The organism is Pseudomonas sp. 22515 (assembly GCF_052044625.1).
In the GTDB taxonomy this organism is placed as follows: Bacteria; Pseudomonadota; Gammaproteobacteria; order Pseudomonadales; family Pseudomonadaceae; genus Aquipseudomonas; species Aquipseudomonas alloputida.
This window is the reverse complement of the sequence record NZ_JBQENN010000020.1, coordinates 1-22483: the sequence shown is the minus strand read 5'-3', so window position 1 is coordinate 22483 and position 22483 is coordinate 1. Positions and strand designations below refer to the sequence as shown.

Annotated in this window: 21 protein-coding genes; 8 read left to right on the top strand and 13 right to left on the bottom strand. The window is 62.8% G+C overall.

All coding sequences use genetic code 11. The features are described from left to right. The first annotated feature begins 162 nt into the window (after positions 1–162). On the top strand, positions 163–459 hold the full coding sequence (locus ACTJJN_RS18630; protein WP_014753990.1) for a DUF3144 domain-containing protein: 297 nt from the start codon (positions 163–165) through the stop codon (positions 457–459). 91 nt (positions 460–550) lie between these two features. Here ACTJJN_RS18630 and ACTJJN_RS18625 read toward each other — a convergent pair whose 3' ends face one another. Next, entirely contained in the window at positions 551–1270 is a 720-nt protein-coding gene (locus ACTJJN_RS18625; protein WP_085983054.1) for an RHS repeat-associated core domain-containing protein, read from the bottom strand. A 153-nt stretch (positions 1271–1423) separates the two neighbouring features. After that, a complete protein-coding gene (locus ACTJJN_RS18620) occupies positions 1424–2317 on the bottom strand; it encodes a LysR family transcriptional regulator (protein WP_003247268.1) in 894 nt (297 codons plus the stop codon). A 147-nt stretch (positions 2318–2464) separates the two neighbouring features. Between ACTJJN_RS18620 and ACTJJN_RS18615 the strand changes: the two genes are divergently transcribed. The 4 genes from ACTJJN_RS18615 (at position 2465) to ACTJJN_RS18600 (ending at position 7658) form a co-directional block, all read left to right on the top strand. Then, positions 2465–3544, top strand: coding sequence for a 4-oxalomesaconate tautomerase (locus tag ACTJJN_RS18615; RefSeq protein WP_440781499.1), 1080 nt, complete (start codon positions 2465–2467; stop codon positions 3542–3544). A 71-nt stretch (positions 3545–3615) separates the two neighbouring features. After that, positions 3616–4923 carry a dicarboxylate/amino acid:cation symporter gene (locus tag ACTJJN_RS18610; protein WP_012053211.1) on the top strand — a complete coding sequence of 436 codons (1308 nt, stop codon included), beginning with the start codon at positions 3616–3618 and terminating at the stop codon, positions 4921–4923. A gap of 114 nt (positions 4924–5037) precedes the next feature. Then, entirely contained in the window at positions 5038–6342 is a 1305-nt protein-coding gene (locus tag ACTJJN_RS18605) for a CitMHS family transporter (RefSeq protein ID WP_440781498.1), read from the top strand. 62 nt (positions 6343–6404) lie between these two features. After that, positions 6405–7658: an OprD family porin gene (locus ACTJJN_RS18600; RefSeq protein ID WP_108190891.1), complete on the top strand. Its 1254-nt coding sequence runs from the start codon at positions 6405–6407 to the stop codon at positions 7656–7658. A gap of 52 nt (positions 7659–7710) precedes the next feature. Here ACTJJN_RS18600 and ACTJJN_RS18595 read toward each other — a convergent pair whose 3' ends face one another. Together ACTJJN_RS18595 and soxR are read right to left on the bottom strand one after the other, a co-directional pair. Next, positions 7711–7959, bottom strand: a complete 249-nt coding sequence (locus ACTJJN_RS18595; RefSeq protein ID WP_003247275.1) for a CsbD family protein — start codon at positions 7957–7959, stop codon at positions 7711–7713. A 146-nt stretch (positions 7960–8105) separates the two neighbouring features. Continuing rightward, entirely contained in the window at positions 8106–8561 is a 456-nt protein-coding gene (soxR, locus tag ACTJJN_RS18590; protein ID WP_004577443.1) for a redox-sensitive transcriptional activator SoxR, read from the bottom strand. An 84-nt stretch (positions 8562–8645) separates the two neighbouring features. Here soxR and ACTJJN_RS18585 point away from each other — a divergent pair, with 84 nt between their 5' ends. Further along, positions 8646–9743, top strand: a complete 1098-nt coding sequence (locus ACTJJN_RS18585; protein ID WP_012053208.1) for an efflux RND transporter periplasmic adaptor subunit — start codon at positions 8646–8648, stop codon at positions 9741–9743. After that, complete coding sequence (locus ACTJJN_RS18580) at positions 9740–12823, top strand: MexW/MexI family multidrug efflux RND transporter permease subunit (protein WP_440781497.1); 3084 nt, start codon at positions 9740–9742, stop codon at positions 12821–12823. Before ACTJJN_RS18585 ends, ACTJJN_RS18580 begins: the two co-directional genes overlap by 4 nt. Before the next feature lie 53 nt (positions 12824–12876). Here the strand turns inward: ACTJJN_RS18580 and ACTJJN_RS18575 are convergent, their stop codons facing one another. The 8 genes from ACTJJN_RS18575 to ACTJJN_RS18540 all read right to left on the bottom strand — a co-directional run bounded on the left by ACTJJN_RS18575 (position 12877) and on the right by ACTJJN_RS18540 (position 20743). After that, positions 12877–13614, bottom strand: a complete 738-nt coding sequence (locus tag ACTJJN_RS18575; RefSeq protein WP_017147814.1) for a GntR family transcriptional regulator — start codon at positions 13612–13614, stop codon at positions 12877–12879. Positions 13615–13707: 93 nt separating this feature from the next. Next, positions 13708–15222 (bottom strand): DHA2 family efflux MFS transporter permease subunit, encoded by a 1515-nt coding sequence (locus ACTJJN_RS18570; protein ID WP_014753980.1) that lies wholly within the window; start codon positions 15220–15222, stop codon positions 13708–13710. Beyond that, a complete protein-coding gene (locus ACTJJN_RS18565) occupies positions 15212–16357 on the bottom strand; it encodes an HlyD family secretion protein (protein WP_014753979.1) in 1146 nt (381 codons plus the stop codon). Before ACTJJN_RS18565 ends, ACTJJN_RS18570 begins: the two co-directional genes overlap by 11 nt. A gap of 201 nt (positions 16358–16558) precedes the next feature. After that, on the bottom strand, positions 16559–17977 hold the full coding sequence (locus tag ACTJJN_RS18560; protein ID WP_440781496.1) for an efflux transporter outer membrane subunit: 1419 nt from the start codon (positions 17975–17977) through the stop codon (positions 16559–16561). Positions 17978–18080: 103 nt separating this feature from the next. After that, positions 18081–18791, bottom strand: coding sequence for an AraC family transcriptional regulator (locus ACTJJN_RS18555; RefSeq protein WP_014860983.1), 711 nt, complete (start codon positions 18789–18791; stop codon positions 18081–18083). A 169-nt stretch (positions 18792–18960) separates the two neighbouring features. Further along, entirely contained in the window at positions 18961–19347 is a 387-nt protein-coding gene (locus tag ACTJJN_RS18550; RefSeq protein ID WP_003247285.1) for a cupin domain-containing protein, read from the bottom strand. 108 nt (positions 19348–19455) lie between these two features. Next, positions 19456–20280, bottom strand: coding sequence for an AraC family transcriptional regulator (locus ACTJJN_RS18545; protein ID WP_004577449.1), 825 nt, complete (start codon positions 20278–20280; stop codon positions 19456–19458). A gap of 19 nt (positions 20281–20299) precedes the next feature. Further along, entirely contained in the window at positions 20300–20743 is a 444-nt protein-coding gene (locus tag ACTJJN_RS18540; RefSeq protein WP_012053200.1) for an acetyltransferase, read from the bottom strand. Positions 20744–21012: 269 nt separating this feature from the next. Here ACTJJN_RS18540 and ACTJJN_RS18535 point away from each other — a divergent pair, with 269 nt between their 5' ends. Continuing rightward, positions 21013–21936, top strand: a complete 924-nt coding sequence (locus ACTJJN_RS18535) for a LysR substrate-binding domain-containing protein (protein WP_440781495.1) — start codon at positions 21013–21015, stop codon at positions 21934–21936. A 79-nt stretch (positions 21937–22015) separates the two neighbouring features. Here the strand turns inward: ACTJJN_RS18535 and ACTJJN_RS18530 are convergent. Then, on the bottom strand, positions 22016–22483 hold a 468-nt coding region (locus ACTJJN_RS18530), incomplete at its 5' end, for a DUF6708 domain-containing protein (protein WP_440781494.1).

Genomic DNA, 22483 nt, shown 5'->3' with positions numbered 1-22483 from the left:
TTGCAGGCAGTGGGCGCAAATAGCGATGGATACGTGTGATTCCAAGCATGAGGTGCTTTGCTTCCTTTTCGTCATGGGTGATCCTTTTTCAGCCTTGCACGTATGCGCCGCGACATGCAAGGCTTGGCCTCCCGCTCGCATTGCGCAACAAGGTGAACCCCAATGACCCAAGCTACCGACCAGGCCTTTTACGATCGCGCCGATGCGCACATCGAACTGGCGAACCAGCAGATCGAAAAGTTCGAAGACCTGGGCAAGGTCAGCGCCTCGCTGACCTTCGGTGCCGCGCGCTTCAGCGCCTGGATGAGCGCCCGCAGCTTCAAGAACGGCGCGGAGCTGGGCGCGGCACGGGAAGAGATTCTGAAGTACTTCTGCGATCAGTACCGGATGATGCTCGAGGACAACCTCGATGAGCATATCGAGCATTTTGACCGGTACATGCTGGGTAAGAACGACTAGTTTCTGTGCGAGATCGCGAAAGTTTCATCCAATGAAACGCGTGAATTATCGTGCATGTAGGCCTTTTGATGCATTGCTTTCACTTTATGCCTTATGGAACTCTGCGTAAAGCGAGAACCAATGATTCTGACAACCCATTAACAACGGGTTCGTTCTGTTGTGGCTGTGCAGGGGCGGTGTTTGTGAGCAATTTAGGAGGGTAGGTGACCCTTTCAAAACCATACTCTTCAAAATATTTATCAACACGAGCATAGTTTCTCTCGCGACCGTCATCCAGCCATGGGTCGATTCTTAAATCACCTTTTGTGTAAACAATCTTGCCCGCAAGTTGATCGCGCAGGACAGGATGGGGAAGAGCGTCATGTTTCCCTTTTTTGCCTTTTGCTTTTATCAAGAAGTGTTTGTAGGTCCCATCTTCCTGCTTTTTGTACACTGAAAAGTTTCCTTTCCAGTATTTTAAAAATGGTTTGAGTGTCTCCTTAGGTATCTTATGTTGTTTCAGAAATTGAGTAAGACCTGTTTTACGCCAAGGCATCATTAGCTTAATGATGCTTATCCGGCCTGATGGGTCATGCCTGTTTACCGGATCGCCCAGGCAATAACAGTATGTATTTACCCCACCCTGCCCAAACGGGCTCAACGCGTCTGGACTGAGAAATCGCATCAAGGCAGGGCTATAGTAGCGATGACCCTGGCCAAGACTATACGATTGTAAAATCTCGTCCTTCCACTCGCCATTGTACCCTAAGCACGCGTCTGGCCTGGCCCACAGTTCCCCGTAAGCTGTATACGACAGCGGCTGTTTCTTCATTCGCCTCTCGTCGACAAATATTCGGTAATTAAAGTGTTCACCTGTGTGTTTCACGTCAGAATGCTTCCTAACAGTGCGCCTGCACATAACCTGCTGCAGACAGCCTTTATTAGCAACTGGCAGTTTTACTAGGTTTTGTGCGCGCCGCTTCCCTCAGCGATTTGGCCATTTCTGCAGCAGGATCGAAACGAATTTCTCCGCAGCCGGCGACAGCGATGCGCCGCGCCGGTACACCAGCCCTAGCGTGCGGGTGACTTGCGGCTCGATCAACGGCACGCTCACCAGCGTGGGGTGGTCGGCATTGGGCATGGCCAGGCTGGGCATGGCGGACACGCCCAGCCCGGCCTCGACCATGCCCAGCGACGTGGACAGGTGTTGCACTTCGTAGAACCACTTGGGCCGCAGGTTGAGCCCGGACAACGCATGGTCCAGCAGCATGCGGTTGCCACTCAGGCGGCCGACGCCGATCAGGCGGTAATCAGCCAGCTCTGTCCAGGTAACGGAGGCGCGATTCGCCAGTGGGTGGTCACGCCGGCAGGCCAGTACAAAGTGCTCCTGCACCAGCGAGACAAACTCGATGTCCGGGTGCTGGCCGCTCATCATGTTGATGCCGAAGTCGGCTTCGCCGCGCAGCACGGCTTCGAGCCCGTCGTTGGCGCTAAGGTCCAGCAGGCGAATACGGATTTTCGGGTATTGCTCGTTGTAATCGCGGATCACCGACGGCAGGAAGTAGAACGCCGCGGTAGGGATGCAGGCGAGGGTAACCTGACCGGTCTGGCGCTCGGCCAGCTCGCGGATGCTGAGGATCGAGTCTTCAAAATCATCCAGCAGGCGCCTGGCCTTGGGCAGGAAGTCGCGGCCCACGCTGGTCAGGCTGACCCGGCGAGTGGTGCGTTCCAGTAGGGAGGTGCCCAGGCCTTCCTCCAGCTTCTTGATCCGCCGGCTCAGGGCCGGCTGGGACAGGTGAAGCGCTTCGGCGGCCTCATGAAAACTGCCAAGTTCGGCGATTTTCACGAAAGATCTGATGTCTTGCAGCTCATATTCCATAAGAAAACCTTCGACTGGCCTGGCGCTTTATTTATGTCTGAATCGCAATAATAGCTACGATATTTGCATTGGATTGATTTATCCATCCCTGTCACTCTTTTGCTCACAGCATCAATGATGTCCATTGATCAACAAGAGTGCGAAATCATGCAACGAATTCCTTGCGTACTCATGCGCGGCGGTACCTCCAAAGGGCCGTTCTTCCACGCCTGGGACCTGCCTGCCAATGTGGTCGAGCGCGACGAGTTGCTGATCAACCTCATGGGCTCTGGCCATGAGCTGGAAATCGACGGCATCGGTGGCGGCAGCCCTCAGACCAGCAAGGTGGCGATCATCAGCCCGTCATTGCACGCCGACGCCGACGTCGACTACCTGTTCGTGCAGGTGATGGTCGCACAGCGCCGGGTCGATACGGCCCCCAACTGCGGCAACATGCTGTGTGCGGTTGGGCCATTCGCCATCGAACAGGGGTTGGTAAAAGGCCAGGAAGGCAAGACCTTGGTGCGCATCCGTAACCTCAACACTGGCACCTTCGTCAATTCGTTGGTCGAAACGCCCGGCGGTATCGTGCGCTACGAAGGCCGCACGGCGATCGATGGGGTACCGGGCACTGCCGCCCCGGTGCACCTGACCTTCCTCGACGCGGTCGGCAGCAAGACCGGCAAGCTGTTCCCCACGGGCAAGGCCCAGGACGTGATTGATGGCGTGCCGGTGACCTGCATCGACATGGCCATGCCGATGATGGTAGTGGAGGCCAGCCAGGTGGGTGTCAGCGGCTCGGAAACCCCGGCTCAGCTGGACGCCAACAGCGCGCTGCTCGAACGCCTGGAAGCGTTGCGGCTGAAGGCCGGAAAGGCCATGGGCCTGGGCGATGTCAGTGGCATGGTCATCCCCAAGCCAGTGCTGGTGTCCAAGCCGCGCTACGACGGCACGCTGCAGGTTCGCTATTTCATGCCGCACAACTGCCATCGTGCCTTGGCGATCACGGGAGCCGTGGGGCTGGCGACTGCCTGCGTCAGCCCTGGCACCGTGATTGCCGACCTGTTGGGCGAAGGCGCGCAGCAACTGGCCGAGGTCCGCCTGGAGCACCCAAGTGGCGGCATCGATGTTGCGCTGACGCGCAGCGGTGCCGAGGGCCAGACGATCCAGGCTTCGGTGGTGCGAACCGCCCGGCGGCTCTTCTCAGGGTTCGTCTACGCCCCTACATTCCGCAGGTTGGCCGGGTAGTTCCAGGCACCAATCCAGACCTGCACATTCGTAACAAGCGCATCCGCACAATTTCAACAATGGGTGATGCCATGAGACTCGCCAAATCGCTGTATTTCCAGATTCTCTGCGCCGTCCTGCTGGGCGTGGTGGTCGGACACTTCTGGGCGCAACAGGCCGTGGCCCTCAAGCCGCTGGGTGATGCGTTCATCAAGCTGATCAAGATGATGATCGCGCCGGTGGTGTTCTGCACCATCGTCACCGGCATCGCCGGCATGACCGACAAGCGTTCCCTGGGGCGCTTGATGAGCAAGACCCTGCTGCTGTTCCTGGGTTTGACGGTGGTCAGCCTGGTGATCGGACTGGCGGCGGTCTATCTGTTCAAGCCAGGTGCCGGCATGAACATCGATCCTGCTACCTTGAGCACAGCGGGCCTGAGCCAGTACACCGCGTCGGCCGCCAAGCTGAGCGTGGTGGACTTCTTCATGCACATCATCCCGGACACCTTCATCGGTGCCTTCAACAAGGGTGAGGTCTTGCCGGTGCTGTTCATCGCCGTACTCAGCGGTTTCGCCCTCTCGTCGATGGGCGAAAAGGGCAAGCCGGTACTGGACGTGCTGGAGTCGGCCTCGACCATGGTGTTCCGCATCTTCGGCTACCTGATGCGCTTTGCCCCGGTCGGCGCTTTCGGCGCACTGGCATTCACCGTGGGCCAGTACGGCATTACGTCCCTTGGTGCGCTGGCCAAGCTGGTGGGGACGTTGTACATCGCCTGCGCCTTCTTCGTGCTGGTGGTGCTCGGTGGCATCTGCCGCGCCCATGGCTTCAGCCTGTGGAAGTTGCTGCGCTATTTCCGCGAAGAGTTCCTCGTCGTGCTGGGTACTTCCTCCACCGAGCCGGTGCTGCCGCGCATGCTCGAGAAACTCGAGAAGCTTGGGTGCAAGAAAGGCGTGGTTGGCCTGGTGCTGCCCACTGGCTACTCGTTCAACCTGGACGGTACTGCGATCTATCTGTCGTTGGCAGCCGTGTTCATCGCACAGGCCTGCAACATCGACCTGAGCCTGGGCCAGGTGGTCACCATGCTGGCGATCATGCTGCTGTCCTCCAAGGGCGCGGCAGGTGTCACCGGCAGCGGTTTCGTGGCCTTGGCCTCGACCCTTACCGTGATCCATGACATTCCCCTGGCCGGCCTGGCCCTGTTGATCGGGGTCGACCGCTTCATGTCGGAAGCCCGTGCGCTGACGAGTCTTGCCAGCAACGCTGTGGCGACGGTGGTGGTATCGCTGTCGGAAAACGCCTGTGACCGCCAGACGTTGCACAGCCGCCTGAACGGCGAGCCGGTGGTCACCCCCGTCGCTGAATCGGCCGACTGGGTCGCCGAACCACACCGCCACGGCTGAGCCTCGACACCCTCAAGCTTTTCACAGGCCCCCACCAGGCGTTGCCGGGTGGGGGTCAGGGGGCCGTCTGCGCTGCAGGGGGCCACATAGACAATAAAAACAAGAGAACAAACCATGCTCGCACTTCTGGGCCTGATCATGGTGGTGACCTTCACCTACCTGATCATGAGTAAACGCCTGTCCCCGATCGTCGCGCTGACCATCGTGCCGATTGTTTTCGCCGTTGTTGGCGGTTTCGCGCCAGACCTGGGCAAGATGATGCTCGATGGGCTGAAAATGGTCGCACCGTCTGCCGCGCTGCTGCTGTTCGCCATCCTGTTCTTCGGCCTGATGATCGACGCCGGCCTGTTCGACCCGCTGATCCGCAAGATTCTCAAGCGGGTGAATGGCGACCCGATCAAGATCGCTATCGGCACCGCTCTGCTGTCGCTGCTGGTGGCGCTGGACGGTGATGGCACCACGACTTACATGATTACCTGCGCTGCCATGCTGCCGCTGTACAAGCGCATCGGCATGAACCCGATGATCCTGGCGACCGTATCGATGCTGTCATTGAGCATCATGAGCGGCATGAGTCCTTGGGGTGGTCCCGCCACCCGCGCCATTGCCGCGCTCGGTCTGGATGCGACCGAGTACTTCATTCCGATGTTGCCCACCGTCATCGGTGGGGCGGCGTGGGTCGTGTTCACCGCCTACCTGCTGGGCCGTGCCGAGCGCCGGCGTATCGGCAATATTGCCCTGGAGTCCGGTGGCGGCAACTGCTACATCAAGGAAATCCTTGGCGACAACCCGCACAAACGCCCGCGCCTTGCCTATGTGAACCTGGTGCTGGTGATCGCCGTGATGACCGCGCTGGTGCTGGGGCTGATGCACGCGGCCATCCTGTTCATGATCGGTTTCGTCGCCGCACTGATGATCAACTACCCGCAGCTGGACCTGCAGAAAGAGCGCATCCTCGCCCATTCGGGCAACGCCATGACCGTGGTGCTGCTGGTGTTCGCCGCAGGCATCTTTGCCGGTATTTTCTCGGGTACCAAGATGGTCGATGCATTGGCCCAGACGCTGGTGGACTGGATTCCGGATGCGTGGAGCCACTGGTTCCCGCTGGTGGTGGCGCTGACCAGCATGCCGCTGACCTTCGTGCTGTCCAACGACGCGTACTACTTCGGCGTTGTGCCGATCCTGGCCAATGCCGCGGCCGCGTACGGCATCGACCCTGTAGAGATCGCCCGCGCTTCGGTGCTGGGGCAGCCGGTGCACCTGATGAGCCCATTGGTAGCCTCGACCCTGCTGCTGGTGGGCATGGTCGACCGCGACATCGGCGACTTCCAGAAAGCCACCGTGAAATGGGCCGTGCTCACCTCGTTGGTGATCACAGCGCTGGCGCTGCTGACCGGCGCCTTGTCCTTCATGGTTTGAAGCACCCAGGGCGCCGCTCGGCGCCCCCTGACTCACCCAAGAACAACAACAGAGTAACCACTATGTCCCGATTTCCTCTCCGTGGGGCCACTTGTGGCCTGCTGTGCGGCTGGCTGCCTGTGGCCGGTGCCGCCGGTTTCATCGAAGACAGCAAGCTCAAGCTGCAGCTACGCAACGTGTATTTCAACGAGAACTTCCGCGACGAGCAGGGCATGAGCGCGCGCGCCGCCGCCACTGCCAAAAGCGAACGGGTGGAGTGGGCTCAAGGCTTTCTGCTCGACTACCAGTCGGGTTTTACCCAAGGCACCCTGGGCTTGGGCGTCGACGCCATGGGCCTGCTGGGCGTACGCCTTGATTCCGGCCGTGGGCGCAGCGGTACAGGGTTGTTGCCGGTGCATGACGATGGCCGCGCGGCGGATGAGTTCGCCAGCGCCGGTATCACGGCCAAAGCCCGCCTGGGCAGCACCGTGGTCAAGCACGGCACCTTGCTGCCCAAGACGCCGGTACTGGTGTACAACGATGCACGCCTGCTGCCGCAGACTTACCAGGGAACCCAGCTGACCAGCACCGACATCGACAACCTCACCCTTACCGCTGGCCACCTGGACCGCTTCAAACAGCGCGACTCATCCAATAGTACCGGGTTGTACCTGGACGGGTATGGCGGCCCAGCGTCTGGCGACTTCAGCTTCGCCGGTGCTGACTATGCCGTCAGCAAGCAACTGCGCCTGAGTTATTTCCATGGCGAGCTCGAGCATTTCTACCGCCAGGACTTCGCCGGGCTGGTGCACGACCTGCCGCTGGGCGGCGGCGTGCTGACCACCGACCTGCGTTACTTCAAAAGCCGCGACAGCGGTACGGCGTATGGCGGTGGCATCGACAACGACATGTTCAGCGGCCAACTGTCGTACGCCCACTCCGGGCATACCGTCGGCGCAGGTTACCAGGTGCTCGATGGTGAAGCGGGGCTGCCGTATATCAGTGGGGCAACGGTCTATTCGTTCAGCAACGTCGGCATCGGCAAGTTCATCGAAGAGGAAGAGAAGACCTGGATGGCCAGCTACGCCTACAACTTCGCTGCCGCCGGGGTGCCGGGGCTGACCTTCATGACGCGCTACCTGAGTGGCGACAATGGCCGCTCAGGTGGCGAGGGCATCAAAGAATGGGAGCGTGATGCCGAGATTGCCTATGTGGTGCAGGGCGGGCCGCTGAAAGGGCTGGGCGTAAAGCTGCGAAACTATGTGTATCGATCAGATTTCGCCCGCGGCCGAGACAGCAATCGCCTTTACCTGACCTACGATATCGCCATCTGGTGATGGCGCAGGCCGGACAAGATATCCGGCCCTGAAACGCCTGAGGCGCCGTGGTTCAGCGGCGTAGCAGGCGAGACACCACCAGTGTGACGGCGGCGGTGATGGCCAGTGCGGCGAAGGGCTTTTCCTTGACGAACGAGGACACCGTGTCCAGGGTGTCGCCGTAGGTCTTGGTCACCTGGCCTGCGGCCTGACGCGCATCGCCTTCGGCTTCCAGCGCCGGGTCTTCGACCAGGCGACCTACGGCGCTTTGCGCCTTGCCAGCCAGGTCCTCTGCTACACCTTCGATCTGTTCGCGTTTCATGATGGCTTAGTTCCTTCCTGTGAGCGGCTTTGGGTTAACAGCACAGGGTTAGGGCGGTGAATCGCCGCAATGGTTCAAAGCGACTGCTTGTCACCTGCAGGTGATGCGCGCCGGCAAAGGGTCGCACCTGGCATGAGCGCGCGAGGTTAGCGCGCCTTCTTTTCGAGGATCCGCGCCCCGGTCCCTTCCTTGCCCAGTACATCCTCGGGGTTGCGCAGCGGGCAGTCTTCCAGCGACAGGCAACCGCAGCCAATGCAGTTGTCGAGGCTGTCGCGCAGTGCTTCCAGTGTGCGAATGCGGGCATTCAGGTCCTCGCGCCAGGCCGTGGACATCTCGCCCCATTGCGCGGCCGTGAGCTTGCTGTTGGGGGCATAACGGCTGAAGGCCTGTTTGATTTCCTCCAGCGCAATACCCGTGCGCTGGGCCACTTTGATGATCGCCAGGGTACGCAGCACCAGCGAGGGATAGCGGCGCTGGTTGCCTGCCGTACGGACGCTGGCGATTAGCCCCTTGGTTTCGTAGAAGTGCAGCGCAGACACCGCCACGCCGCTGCGCTTGGCCACTTCACCCACTGTGAGCATCCGTGTGTTGTCCGCTGCCATGCCTGTTGACCTCAAGTAAAGTTGAGCTTTTATAGTCCTGCCCGATCTTCCCTGCAACCGCTTTCCCTGTGATCGGAGCTGTGCATGAACAAACGGACGTTACTGGCCTGGGCTGGCGCTGTTGCCGGTGCGCTGGCCGCTGCCTATGCGCTGGTGGGAAGCGGCTCGGCGCCACCCGCTGCGGCGGTGTGGCCGGCGACCAAGGTGGCGCTGGCCACGGCCGAGCAGGTGCAACTGGCGCGGCAGCGCTTTGCTTCGGGGGAGTTGGAGGCGGTCAACCAGGTGCAGGTGGCGGCCGAGATGCCAGGGCGTATTACCCGCATCGCCTTCGAGTCGGGGCAGACAGTCGCGGCCGGGCAGTTGCTGGTGCAGCTCAACGACGCGCCCGAGCAGGCCCTTCGCGTGCAGTTGCAGGCCAGGTTGCGTAACGCTGACGTGGTGCTGCAGCGCAGCCGCAAACTGCGCGCGATGAATGCCGTGTCGCAAGAGCTGCTGGACAACGCCGCCACGGCCGTGGACGTGGCCCGTGGTGAGCTGCAGCATGTCGAGGCGCTGATCGCGCAGAAGGCCATTCGTGCACCGTTTGCCGGCAAGCTCGGCATCCGCCGTGTGCATCAGGGCCAGTACCTGGGCGCTGGCGAGACCATCGTCAGCCTGGCCGACATCAGCCAGTTGCATGTGAACTTCGCCTTGGGCGAGCAGGCCGCCCCCGAAGTGCACGCCGGGCAAGTGCTGGCACTGACGGTGGATGCGGTGCGTGGGCAAGACTTCCAGGCGCGGGTGGTGGCGGTCGATCCGGTGGTCAGCACAGCACGCCTTGTGCAGGTACAGGCGGCCTTGCCGAACCCGCAAGGGCAGTTGCAGCCGGGTATGTATGCCGGCGTGCGGCTGGATGCTGCGCAGCCGTCGACCGTGCTGGCCGTGCCGGAAACCGCGATCACCTACACCGCCTATGGGCAGACGGTGTTTGTCGCGACCCAGGACCCGCAGCATGGCACCCGGGTGAGCCGGGTGCAGGTAACCACTGGTGAGCGCTGGCAGGGGCGGGTGGAAATCACCTCCGGCCTGACGCCCGGTGACCGTGTGGTGGTTTCCGGCCAGCTGAAACTGAGTGATGGCATGCCGGTCGAGCCAGTGGCGCAGGACAGCCTGCAGGCCAGCCAGGGAGGGCGGCAGTCGTGAGGTTTACCGACGTCTTCGTGCGCCGGCCGGTGCTGGCGCTGGTGGTCAGCAGCCTGATCATCCTGATGGGGCTGTTTGCCATGGGCAAGTTGCCGATCCGCCAGTACCCGTTGCTGGAAAGCTCGACCATTACCATCAGCACCGAGTACCCCGGTGCCTCCGCCGAGTTGATGCAGGGTTTCGTGACGCAGCCGATCACCCAGGCAGTGTCGTCGGTCGAAGGCATCGACTACCTGTCCTCGTCGTCGCAGCAGGGGCGCAGCCTGATCACCTTGCGCATGGTGCTCAACCGCGATTCGACCCAGGCGCTGGCCGAAACCATGGCCAAGGTCAACCAGGTGCGCTATCGCCTGCCGGAAAAAGCCTACGACCCAGTGGTGGAACTGTCGGCAGGTGACTCCACTGCCGTGGCCTATGTGGGGTTTGCCAGCGACAGCCTGTCGATACCGGAACTGAGCGATTACCTGTCGCGGGTGGTGGAACCGCAGTTCTCCGGTATCGACGGCGTGGCAAAGGTGCAGTCGTTCGGCGGGCAGCGCCTGGCCATGCGCCTGTGGCTGGACAGTGAGCAGATGGCTGGGCGCGGGGTGACGGCGGCGGACGTGGCGCAGGCGGTACGTGCCAACAACTACCAGGCAACGCCGGGCCAGGTGCGCGGGCAGTACGTGCTGGCCGATATCCAGGTGGACACCGACCTGACCCGGGTCGAAGACTTCCGGGAGCTGATCATCCGCAACGATGGCACCGACCTGGTGCGCCTGCGCGATATCGGCACCGTCGAGCTGAGTGCGGCGGCCACGCAGACCAGTGCCACCATGGACGGCAAACCTGCCGTGCACCTGGGGCTGTTCCCCACGCCCAGCGGCAACCCTCTGGTAATTGTCGAGGGTATTCGCCAACTGCTGCCACAGATCCAGCAGACCTTGCCGCCTGGCGTGAACGTGGCGCTGGCCTATGAAACCGCACGCTTCATCGATGCGTCGATCCATGAAGTGCTGCGCACCTTGGTGGAGGCGATGCTGATCGTGGTGTTGGTGATCTGGCTGTGCCTGGGTTCGCTGCGCAGCGTGCTGATTGCGGTGGTGGCCATTCCGCTGTCGATGCTGGGGGCCGCAGGCCTGATGTTGATGTTCGGTTTCAGCCTCAACCTGCTGACCTTGCTGGCGATGGTGCTGGCCATCGGCCTGGTGGTGGACGATGCCATTGTGGTGGTGGAAAACGTGCATCGGCATATCGAGGAGGGCAAGTCGCCGGTCGCGGCAGCATTGGCCGGGGCGCGGGAAATCGCCGGGCCGGTGATCGCCATGACCCTGACCCTGGCGGCGGTGTATGCGCCCATTGGCTTGATGGGCGGGCTGACCGGCACGCTGTTCCGTGAGTTTGCCTTGACCCTGGCGGGGGCGGTGATCGTGTCCGGCATTGTGGCGCTGACCCTGTCGCCGGTGATGAGCTCGCTGTTGCTGCAGCCCGGTCAGCAGCATGGCGCCATGGCCACTCTCGCCGATCGGTTGTTTGGTACGCTGAGCGGGGCCTATGGACGGGTGCTGGCCTACACACTGGCACACCGCTGGATCAGTGGCGGCGTGGCGTTGCTGGTGTGCCTGAGCCTGCCCTGGCTGTACCTGCTGCCACAGCGCGAGCTGGCGCCACCCGAGGACCAGGCGGCGGTGCTGACTGCCATCAAGTCGCCGCAGCATGCCAGCCTCGAATACGCAGAACGCTTTGCGCTGAAGCTCGACCAGGTGATGAAGTCCATTGCCGAAACCACCGACACCTGGATCATCAACGGTACCGACGGCCCGGCCGCCAGTTTCGGTGGCATCAACCTCAGCGCCTGGCAGGCGCGCGACCGTTCCGCCGCACAGGTGCAGGCGCAGTTGCAACAGGCCGTTGCGGATATCGAGGGCAGCAGCATCTTCGCCTTCCAGGTCGCGTCGCTGCCGGGCTCCAGCGGTGGCCTGCCGGTGCAGATGGTGCTGCGCAGCGCCCAGGATTACCCCGAGCTGTTCCAGACCATGGAAGTGCTCAAGCAACGCGCCCGCGACAGCGGCCTGTTCGCCGTGGTGGACAGCGACCTCGACTACAACAACCCGGTGGTCAAGGTACGCGTGGACCGGGCCAAGGCGGCGAGCCTGGGCATCAGCATGCAGGCCATTGGTGAGTCGCTGGGGGTGCTGGTGGGCGAGCAGTACCTCAACCGCTTCGCCCTGTTCGGGCGCTCTTATGACGTGATCCCGCAGAGTATCCAGGACCAACGCCTGACGCCTGCGGCGCTGAGCCGCCAGTATGTGCGCGCCGAAGATGGCAGCCTGGTGCCGCTGGCTACGTTGGTGCGCCTGGATATCGAAGTGGCACCCAACCGCCTGTTGCAGTTCGATCAGCAGAACGCCAGTACCCTGCAGGCAATCCCGGCCCCGGGTGTATCGATGGGCAACGCTGTGGCATTTCTGGAACAGCTCACCGCCGAGCTGCCACCGGGCTTCAGCCACGACTGGCAATCGGAATCGCGCCAGTATGTGCAGGAGGGCTTTGCCTTGATGTGGGCATTTCTCGCCGCCCTGGTGGTGATCTATCTGGTGCTGGCGGCACAGTACGAAAGCCTGGTCGACCCCCTGATCATTCTGGTGACCGTGCCGCTGTCGATCTGCGGTGCGCTGCTGCCATTGGCGCTGGGCTGGGCCACGCTGAACATCTACACACAGATTGGCCTGGTGACGCTGATCGGCCTGATCAGCAAGCATGGAATCCTTATGGTGGCGTTCGCCAACGAGATTCAGGTGCGCGACAACCTCGATCGTGCTGCCGCCATTATTCGCGCGGCGCAAATACGCTTGCGGCCAGTGCTGATGACCACGGCGGCGATGACTTTTGGCGTGCTGCCACTGCTGTTCGCCAGCGGCGCCGGCGCCAACAGCCGTTTCGGGTTGGGGGTGGTGATTGTGTGCGGGATGCTGGTGGGGACCTTGTTCACCTTGTTCGTGCTACCGACGATCTACGCCTGGCTGGCACGCGATCACCGGGTGAGCACGGCGCGGGCGAGGCAGTTGGTCGAAGCAGAAAGGCAACTGGGGGCGCTTTAGGCGCAACGGCCTGTTCATTAGCTGAAAGTTGCACCATCCCTGTACGAGCGGGTTCAGGCGGGGGAGCGGTCGCGGCGCATCTGGGTGACCAAGGTAAAGCGGTCATCCGGGTGCACGGTCTCTGAGACCGCCATCAAATCACCATTTTCCTCGCGGTATTGGCGGATGATCTTCAGCCCCGGTGAGCCCGCCTCTGCCTTCAGCGCCCTGGCCATTTCCGCTGTCAGCAACACCGCGCGCACCTGCTGGTCGATCGCTGCGATCGCTCGGCCATAGTGCTGTTCGATCAACCCGACAATAAGTTGGTCGGGGTGCTCGCGTGCCAGTTCGATGACCGCGGTGTAGTCGCGCTGCGCATATACGTCGGTCCAGCCCAGCGGCGCGGCAGGGTGCTGCCTGTCGACGCGCAGGCTCGATACGCAGAAGTAATGCTCCCCCGGCACCAGCCCCAGCCTCGCCGCCTCGCTCAGGTCGGCGACAAAGTGGCGCACGTTCTGGATTTCCCGCTGCTGGGTGTCTGCCAGGTGCGCCAGGTCAGCCACACTGGCTAACGACTGCGAATAGCCGCCGCGCGGGCTGCTGGCCTCCACCCGGGTGCCCACACGCTTGCGGCGCGACACCAGCCCTTGGGTGAGCAACTGGTCGATAGCGGCACGCACGGTGTGCCGGCTCACATTGTAAAGGTCGCACAGCTCGAACTCGGTCGGCAGCAGGCTGCCTACTGGGTAGCGACCGCTGGCAATCGCTTGCATCAGGTCCTTTGCCACGGTGGAGTAGCGCGTCGGGTTCATACCTTTGCTCGGGCTCGCCAATTTCATCGGTTGACAGTGTAACAGCGGCCGAATGCCGAACGCTCCGGTCGCCCACAGAGTTCGATAGTGCCTTCAATGCTGCTGTCTGGCCCGCAGCAGCAACGCTGCAAGGGCACACCCGACCAATGCCAGGCACGCCAGGTAGAACGCATCACTGTAGGCCATCAGGTAAGCCTCTCGTCGAATGGTCGCCGCCAACGCTTCCAGCATTTGCTGCTGAGGCGGCAGCCAGCTTTGCACCGTCTGGTTGATACGCGCCTGCACGCTTGGCTCGAACAGCGTCACCTGCTCGTGAATGCGCTCACTGTGAAAGCGTTCACGGGTCGCCACCAGTTGCGTCAAACCGGCCGTACCGATGGCGCCACCCAGGTTGCGCAACATCGAGAACACCGCCGAGGCTGAGCCGGCTTCACGCTTGTCCAGCCCGGCCACCGCCAGCACCGATAACGCAACCATGATGAAAGGCTGGCCGATACCGCGCACCACCGTGGACGGGATGATCACGTTGTCGGCACTGTCGGCGCTCAGGCTAGCCCCCAGCCAGCAGCCCAGCGCCATGATCAAAAAGCCGCTGGCGACCATGAACTTGGCACTGGTCCAGCCCATCAGCCGGGGCATCAACGGCGCCAGCAGCAACTGCACCACGCCATAGGCGATCAGCGCCACGCCCACGTCGTGCGCGCTGAACCCCTGCAACTGCGACAGGTAGTTGGGCACCAGGAACACCAGGCCGAACGTGGCAGCGCCAAAGATGAACATCGCCACGCTGGCAACGCCGAAGTTGTAGTGCCCGAGCAAGCGCAGGTTGATGAACGCGCGCTGGCCGAACAGCTGGGTCACCACGAACACCACCAACGCAATGGCAGCGACCACGCTCATGCCGACAATGAGCGGCGAGCCGAACCAGTCCAGCCGACCGCCTTCTTCCAGCACGATCTGCAAGCCGCCCAGGCCGATCACCATGGCCGCGATACCCAGCCAATCACCTTTGCGTAACAGTTCGAGCTTCATCGGCTTGGCCTCGATCGACCAGGCGATGGCCAACAGCAGCGCAATGCCGGGGAAAAGTTGCAGGTAGAAGATCCAGCGCCACGAATAGGCATCGGTCAGCCAGCCGCCAATCGACGGCCCGGCGGCCTGCGCCACGCTGTTGGCCAGGCTGAACAGCGCCATGCCCATGGCCATCTTGCTGGCCGGCAGTTCGGTGATGATCAACTGGAACGACAGGGGAATCAGCACCGCGCCCGCAGCCCCCTGGATCACCCGGATTACGATCATCGCCTCCAGGTTGGGCGCCCAGGAACAGGCTACCGAGGCGATCAGGAATATGAGCGAACCGGTCCACATCACCCGTCGCAGCGAGAACACTTCCACGAGCCAGGCCGTCAGTGGAATCATCACGATTTCCGCCACCAGGTAGGCGGTGGAAATCCATGAGCCTTCCTCGAAGCTGGCACCCAGCGAGCCGCGGATTTCCGGCAGTGCGGCGCTGGTGACATGCACGTTCATACCCGCCATGAAGCAGCCGAACAGGCCGCCAAGCACCGCTACCCAGGCACGCAGCGAGACCGTTTGCTCAGTGCGCATCGGCAACCTCTGCGGGGCGTGTGTCGACTGTACTGACCACCGACATGCCGGGCAGTACCTGCGGGCCATCCAACGGTTTGTCGAGCAAAATGCGCACCGGGAAACGCTGGACGATCTTGGTGAAATTGCCGGTGGCATTGTCCGACGGCAGCAAGGCGAAGACATTGCCCGAGGCTGGCGAGAAACTGGCCACATGGCCATGCAGTGGCTGGCTGGCGAAGCTGTCGACATGTATTTCTACCGGTTGCCCAGGGCGCATGCGGGCCAGTTGGGTTTCCTTGTAGTTGGCCACTACATAGGCCTGCTGTAGGGGCACCACAGCCAGCAGCGGCTGGCCCGGCACCACGTACTGGCCGGTGCGTACGCGGCGTTGGCCGACCACGCCGGTGATCGGCGCGCGGATCACCGTGTCCTGTTCGTCTTGCTCGGAAAGCTGTTGGTGGGCCAGGGCGCGTGCCAGGGCCGCTGCCCGTTGTTGCAGCTCGGCCTCGGCCTGGGCTGACCGGGCCTTGGCCATGGCCAGTTGAGCGCGTTGCTGGCGCAGCGCGGCCTGGGCACCTTGCCGCGCGGCTTGTGCCTGGCTGGCATGGGCGCTGGCGGTTTCCAGGCGCTGCATGGTCGCTGCATCGTCACGCACCAGGCCACGGTAGCGTTGGACATCCAGTTCACTGCGGTGCTGTTCGGCGGTGGCGCTGCGCACGACAGCCTCGGCCTGCAGGATGGCTTGCTGTTGCTGGTCGATGCGCTCGGTCGCTACCTGTTGGCTGGCCTGGGCGGCGGCCAGTGCCGCCTGTGCCTCGGTCACGCCAGCCCGGGCCTGGTCGAGGCGGGCGCGGTAGTCGCGGTTTTGCAGGCGCACCAGCACATCACCGGCTTTTACCGGCTGGTCGTCAGCCACCTCGACCTTGGCTACGTAGCCCGCCACGCGTGGGCTCAGGGCCACCCAGTCGGCGCGGACGTAGGCATCGTCGGTGGTTTCCAGGTAGCGGCCGGTGCTTAACCAGTAGCAGGTGAAGGCCAGCAGGGTGATTGCGGCCAGGCTGCCGCTGGCGATGACTGCCAGGCGGCGACGGCTTCTAGCGCTCGGCCGCTGTTCAGTTTCGGCGGGTGAGGGTTTGTCTACGGCAACATTCATGGTTGGTTTCCATTCTCGAATTGGGCCTGCTGGCTGTCCGTTGTGGGAGCAACTGTCTTGCTCAATTTCTAAAAGCTGGCGCGTGTGGGAGCGGGCTTGCCCGCGAACACGGGCGAAGCCCGTGCCATCCACCGCGGTGTATTCTTCGCGGGTAAACCCGCTCCTACAGTGGGCGGTGCTCGCTGTTGGTCTTGCTTCTCGCTACCACCGCCCGCCCAGCGCGCGGAACAGGTTTACCTGCGCTTGCGCCAGGCGCCCTCGGGCTTCTGTGTGGCTGGCCCGCAGGCTGATCATTTCGCGCTCGCTGTCGAGCAGGGCCAGCCCGTCCACGGTGCCGGCACGGTAGTTACCCTGGGCCAGGGCAAAGCTGTGCTGGCTGTGCACCAGGGCTGCGTCCAGCGCCTGCAAGCGTTGTCGCTCGCCGTCGTAGCGGGCCAGTGCCTGGCGCACGTCTTTCAGCGCGCTCAGCGCCACGCCGTGGTAACGGGCGACCTGCGCCCGCTGCAATGCCTCGGCTTTGCTCACCCGTGCGCGGTTGGCCTGCAGGTTGGGAAATTCCCAGCGGATCAGCGGGCCAATGCCGAACATCACCGCGCGGCTGGCGCCGAGGTTGGCAAGGTGATGGTCTGAAGACGTCAACGAAGCGCCGAAGCTGACCTTTGGGTAAAGGTCAGCCCGCACGATGTCGGTCTCCAGGGTGGCCGCCTGCAGTTCCCGTTCGGCCTGGCGCACATCTGGCCGGCGTTCGAGCAAATGCCAGCCATCGCCAGCCGGCAGCGGCGCCGACAGCGTGGGGATGGCTACGCAGGTCCTGGCTTCGGCCACCGAGGCCTGGCCACTGAGCATGCTCAGTTCGTAAAGCGCCATCTGCCGCCGGGCTGAGAGCATCGGCAGTTGCGCACGCACCTGCTCCCGCAAGCCCAACAGGCGCTCGCTGTCGAGGGCAGTGGCCACACCGGCCTGGCGCTGACGCTGGCTGAGTTGCACGCTGTGGTCGAGGGTTTGCAAGGCCTGCTTCGCTGCCTCCAGGAGGGCCGCGTAGGTGCACTGGTCGATGTAGGCGCGGGTGGTCTGGGCGACTACCTGCAGGCGTACCAGGTCTAGTGCCGCAGCGCTGGCTTCGGCTTGCACCCGGGCACGTTGGATGGCGGCGCGTACCTGGCCCCAGATATCCACCTGATAGGCCAGCTCGATGCCCGGGTTGAATTGCCATTGTGACGGCGCGTTGCTGTCGGTCGCCTCGGCCAGCGTCTGGTCATCGGCGCTTCTTCCATAGGTAGCGGCAACGCCCATCGCGGTGGACGGCCAGCGCCTGACGTCGAACTCGCCGATGCCGGCCAGCATGGCCTGCACGTTGGCCTCGGCCTGTGCCAGGCCTTGGTTGTGCGCCAGGGCTTGCTGTACCCAGCGGTTGAGTTGGGGGTCTTGATACAGTGCCCACCAGCGTTCGGGCAGGGGCTGTTTGCTGACGCTGGCCGGCATGTTCGCCAGCGGGTCTGCCTGCAGCGCTGGAGGTGGTTCGGCAGGCGAGGGTTGGTGGCCGCACGCCGCGAGTGCAGCGAGCATGCCGAGGGCTGTGGCAAGCCGGGCAGGGCCTGGAAATGAGTGCAGTAAGGGCATCACGATTGTCGCTCAAAGGTCGTGATGCGAGGTTAACGAGGGTTGCATGGGCGTCGCTGTCGCAAGCGGGACAACCCTGCGCGCAAGCGGGACAACCTGAGGCTCAGTGCTCGCGCGCGGTACCGTTTTGCCAATCACTCGGTGCATGGCCGAGGATGCGCTTGAACATGGCAGTAAATGCGCTGGCGCTCTGATAGCCGTGCTCCAGCGCAACGTTCAGGATCGGCTTGCCATCGGCCAGGCACTGCTGGCTGAGCATCACCCGGGCACGGGCGCGCCATTGGCCATACGACATGCCCACCTCGCGCTGGAACAGCCTGGCCACACTGCGGGCACTCATGTTCAGTTGTGCGCCGCATTGCTCCAGGGTCAGGTCCTGGGCCGGGTCCTGCAGGAAGCGCTCGCACCAGGCACGCAGGCGTGCGTGCTGCGGCGTAGGGACGAAGGCATCGATGCGCCGGGCGGCGGCGAGTTCGTACAGGATCAGCGCACGAGCATGCGCGCCGTCGCGCAGGTTCAGCACCCGTGACGCCGCCAGGATCAGTTCGCGCAGCAGGCCGGACACGACGATGACCTGGCAGCGTTCGATGTGGGCATCGAGCAGCAAGGTGCGCAGGTAGACCACGCCCTCCATGCGGATGGCATGGCTGACCCCCGCAGGCATCCACAAGGCATGCCCGCCGGGGATCACCCAGCTGCCGCCCTCGCTGCTGACCCGCATCACGCCGCTGGCGGCGTAAATCAGCTGGTCTTCGGCGTGGCAGTGGCTGGCCACTTCATCGCCGTGTCCGTAGTCCCTTTCCAGTGCTTGCATGCAGGCCACCCTCGTTATTGGATCCAATTATATCGAGGCGAACCTGTGCTGGGTTGCGAAGTGTGGGCGGCGAGCGAATTGCCATGGTTACAAATCGCAATAAGGCGATTGTTTATGGTTAATTATTGCTGTGAAGTTAGAGACATCAGCTTGAAAGTGGTGAATGTTGTTAAATCCAGACATCGCTCTGTGCTGTGCGATCCCCTCCTTCATGACCGGTATTCAGAATGCCCCGCGGTTCGATCATCATCAGTTTCGCTTCGCCTTGCGCGGCGGTCCGGTGCTCGACGCCGCGTGGCACCACATAGAGTTCCCCAGGGTTCACATGCACGCAGCCATCCGGCAGGTCGATACGCAGCGTGCCTTCCAGCACCAGGAATGCTTCGTCGGTCTCCGGGTGCGCGTGCCAGATGAATTCGCCTTCGATGCGCACGACCTTGAACTGGTAATCGTTCATCTCGGCAACGACCCTGGGGCTCCATTGCTGTTCGATAAGCGCGGCCTTGTGGACCAGGTTCACTGGCAGGGAGGGGTGTGGGTGACGGGACTCAGGCATGACAGTTCCTCGGAAAGTGGAGTGGTCAGCCTATCGCGCCGGGCGAGTCCGGTTCTTGTACGATCCTGCACGCCTGCTCCCACGGGATACGCGGGCGACTGCGGTTTCTCAGCGTGACGCTCGCAAACGCTCCAGCCAGCGTAAGGGCGGTACGCCGTAGCAACGGGTGAAGTGCCGGGTCATGTGGCTCTGGTCATGAAAGCCTGCGGCAAGGGCTGCCTCGACCAAGGTGAAGCCGTCCAGGATCATTCGGCGAAAGCTGTCGAGGCGGCGCAGGGTGACAAAGCGATAGGGGCTGGTGCCGTACAGCGTGCGAAAGTCACGCGACAGGCTCCAGCGTTCGCGGCCGCTGGCCTGTTCCAGCATGTCCAGTGTTATGCCCACATGCAGGTGTTCCATGATGAAGGCCCGGGCGCGTTCGGCTGCCTGGTAATCCAGGCGCTTGCGCCCGCGCGGCTTGCCGCCGACGGCCCGCAAGGCGATCGCCAGGTCATACAGGGCGTCCTGTTCTTCCAATGGCTCCAGCGCGTGGTCCACTGCCTGCACGAACGCTTCGCTGGCGTGGTACAGGCGAGGGTCGCTGGACAGCCCACCAGCGATGAAGGGCAAAGGCTGACCACCCAGCACGTTCTGGATCAGTGCCGGGTCGACGTAGGCCATGCGGTAGCGAAAGCCTGCGTCGGTGCCGGCCATGCCGTCATGCAGTTCGTCCGGGTGCAACACCAGCGTGTTGCCCGGTATGCCGTGGCGCAGCGAACCCTTGTAGTGGAAGCTTTGCACGCCGGCCAGCGTGCGGCCGATCGAATAGGTATCGTGGCGATGCGGGTCGTAGCCGTGGCTACCGAACCAGGCTTCGATACGCTCGATACCGCCCGGTTGGGCACTACGGATGACCCAGTCGGACGGCGGTAGGGGCTTCGCTTTACGGGCCATCGCGGTGAGTGCCTCCTGCTCACGCCCGGGTGGGCAAGCTCATGTGCAGCAAAGGGAACGGGCGACCTTCGCCATCCAGCGGTGAACGGCCGGTCTGAACGAAGCCATAGCGCTGGTAGAACGCTGTTGCCTGTGGGTTCTGCTCGTTGACATCGACACTCATCGCACTGCGTGACTGGCGGCCGAAATCCAGCAGTGCACGGCCAATGCCCTGGCGGTGGTGCGCTGGGTCGACGAAGAGCATTTCCACATGGTTTTCATTGAAGCCGATAAAGCCCAGTGGCTGGTCATCGGGGTCTACCGCAACCCACAGCTCGACGGCCGGGAAGTACACGTCGCGCAGCTGTGGCAACAGTGCGTCGATGTCGGAGGGTTGCAGGAAGTGGTGCGTCGCGCGAACAGCGCGCAGCCAGATGTCGAGCAGCTGCGGGTAGTCTGCAGCGATGCCTTGGCGAATGATCATGGTGTCATCCTGAGTGTATTGATGGCGGATGGGCGCGCCAGTGAGCGGCGGCCATGCAAGTGTCGGCATCATGAATGACCGCTTCGCGAGTCAACGCCTGGGCGGTGCACGGCAGGGGAGGCCGGAAGGGAAGAGCGCGGAAGATTACCCCGGTCGCGCAGTAGGGGGCAATGGCGATCGCATAGGGTGCAGTGCAGGTTTCGACTCGGCTAGGATGCATGTCGATGCCGGAATTGAACCCGAACAACAAGCACGGCCCGGGAGCACCCATGAACCGCAACGAACTGCGCAAAGCCGATATCAACCTGATGGTGGTGTTCGAAGCGCTGATGCAGGAACGCAACCTCACCCGTGCCGCGGAGAAGCTGTTCGTCGCCCAGCCCACGGTCAGCGCCGCGCTGGCCAGGTTGCGTGCGATGTTCAACGACCCGTTGCTGGTTCGAGTGGGCAACCGCATGGAGCCCTCGGCCAGGGCCGAAGAGGTGATCAAGTACCTCACGCCAGCCTTGGATGCGATGTCTGTCGCCCTCAGCATGACCCATGATTTCGACCCGCTGACCAGCAAGATGACCTTCCGCATCGGCTTGTCCGATGATGTCGAGTCGGGCCTGCTGCCGCCGCTGTTGCGGGCGCTGCGGGTGGAGGCGCCGAACGTGGTGGTGGTCGTGCAGCATGTGGACTATTGGCGCATTCCGGACCTGCTGGCGGCGGGCGATGTGACGGTGGGTATCAGCCAGACCAAGGGCCTGCCCGCCAATGCCAAACGCAAGGTGCTACGCACCCTGCAAGCCAGGGTAGTGCGGGCCGACAAGTCCAGCACGCCGCTTTCACTGGATGAGTTTTGCCAACGCCCGCATGTCCAGGTTTCGCCAACCGCCAACACCCAGGGTGTGGTCGATGACTGGTTGAAAGACATCGGCCGTGAACGCAAGGTGGTGTTGTCGGTGCCGCAGTTCAGTTCGCTGCCGGCGATTCTGGCCGGTACCGACCTGCTGGCCTGTTGCCCGGACTATGCCGCACAGGGTATGGAACGCTGGGGCAACCTGCAGGCCGAGACGCTGCCGTTCGAGACTGCTGCACTGGAGCTGGCCATGGTCTGGTTGAGCACCACCGACAGCGCCCCGGCCGAGCGTTGGCTGCGTAGTCGCCTGGAGCACTACATGGGCGGACTACGGGAAGCGGTCATGGGATGATGGCTTTGCATCGTGCTGCAACTGGCTGCCGATGAAGTGAAGGTGTCGCAAATGTACCCGCGCGCCGGGTGCAGTTTGATCAGTCACTTTCGTTGGCCTTTTGAGGTGCAGAGCGCTTTCGTGGTTTTTTCGTCGGCCGTTTGCCGGGCTTGAGCTGCCAGCGGTCGGCGTTGGCGAGCAAGCGTGCCTGGATTGCGGGTGGGTAGTCGCTCAGGGTTGTCACGGGTGGGACTGGCTTGCCGGGCAGGCCGGCCTCGCGGATGACCTTCGGCCAGCGCGGTCGCCAGCACAGCAGCAGGCTGAGCCAGTGGCCGGTGCCGATGATGACGAACGCGGGCCAGACAAACAGCAGCGCAACTTTGAACAGCCAGCTGCTTTTGCGGAAGAAACGCCCAAGGCCTTCGAACTGGGCGCTGAATGCCTGGATGGGTGAGGGTAGCTGGGTGCTCAGGCGGGGGCGGGGGACGGCGTGTGGGCCTTCTTCCATGTAACGGCGGATGAATTCCCACTCATCACGCAGTTCGCTGCCGCCTTGGCCTTGTTTGCC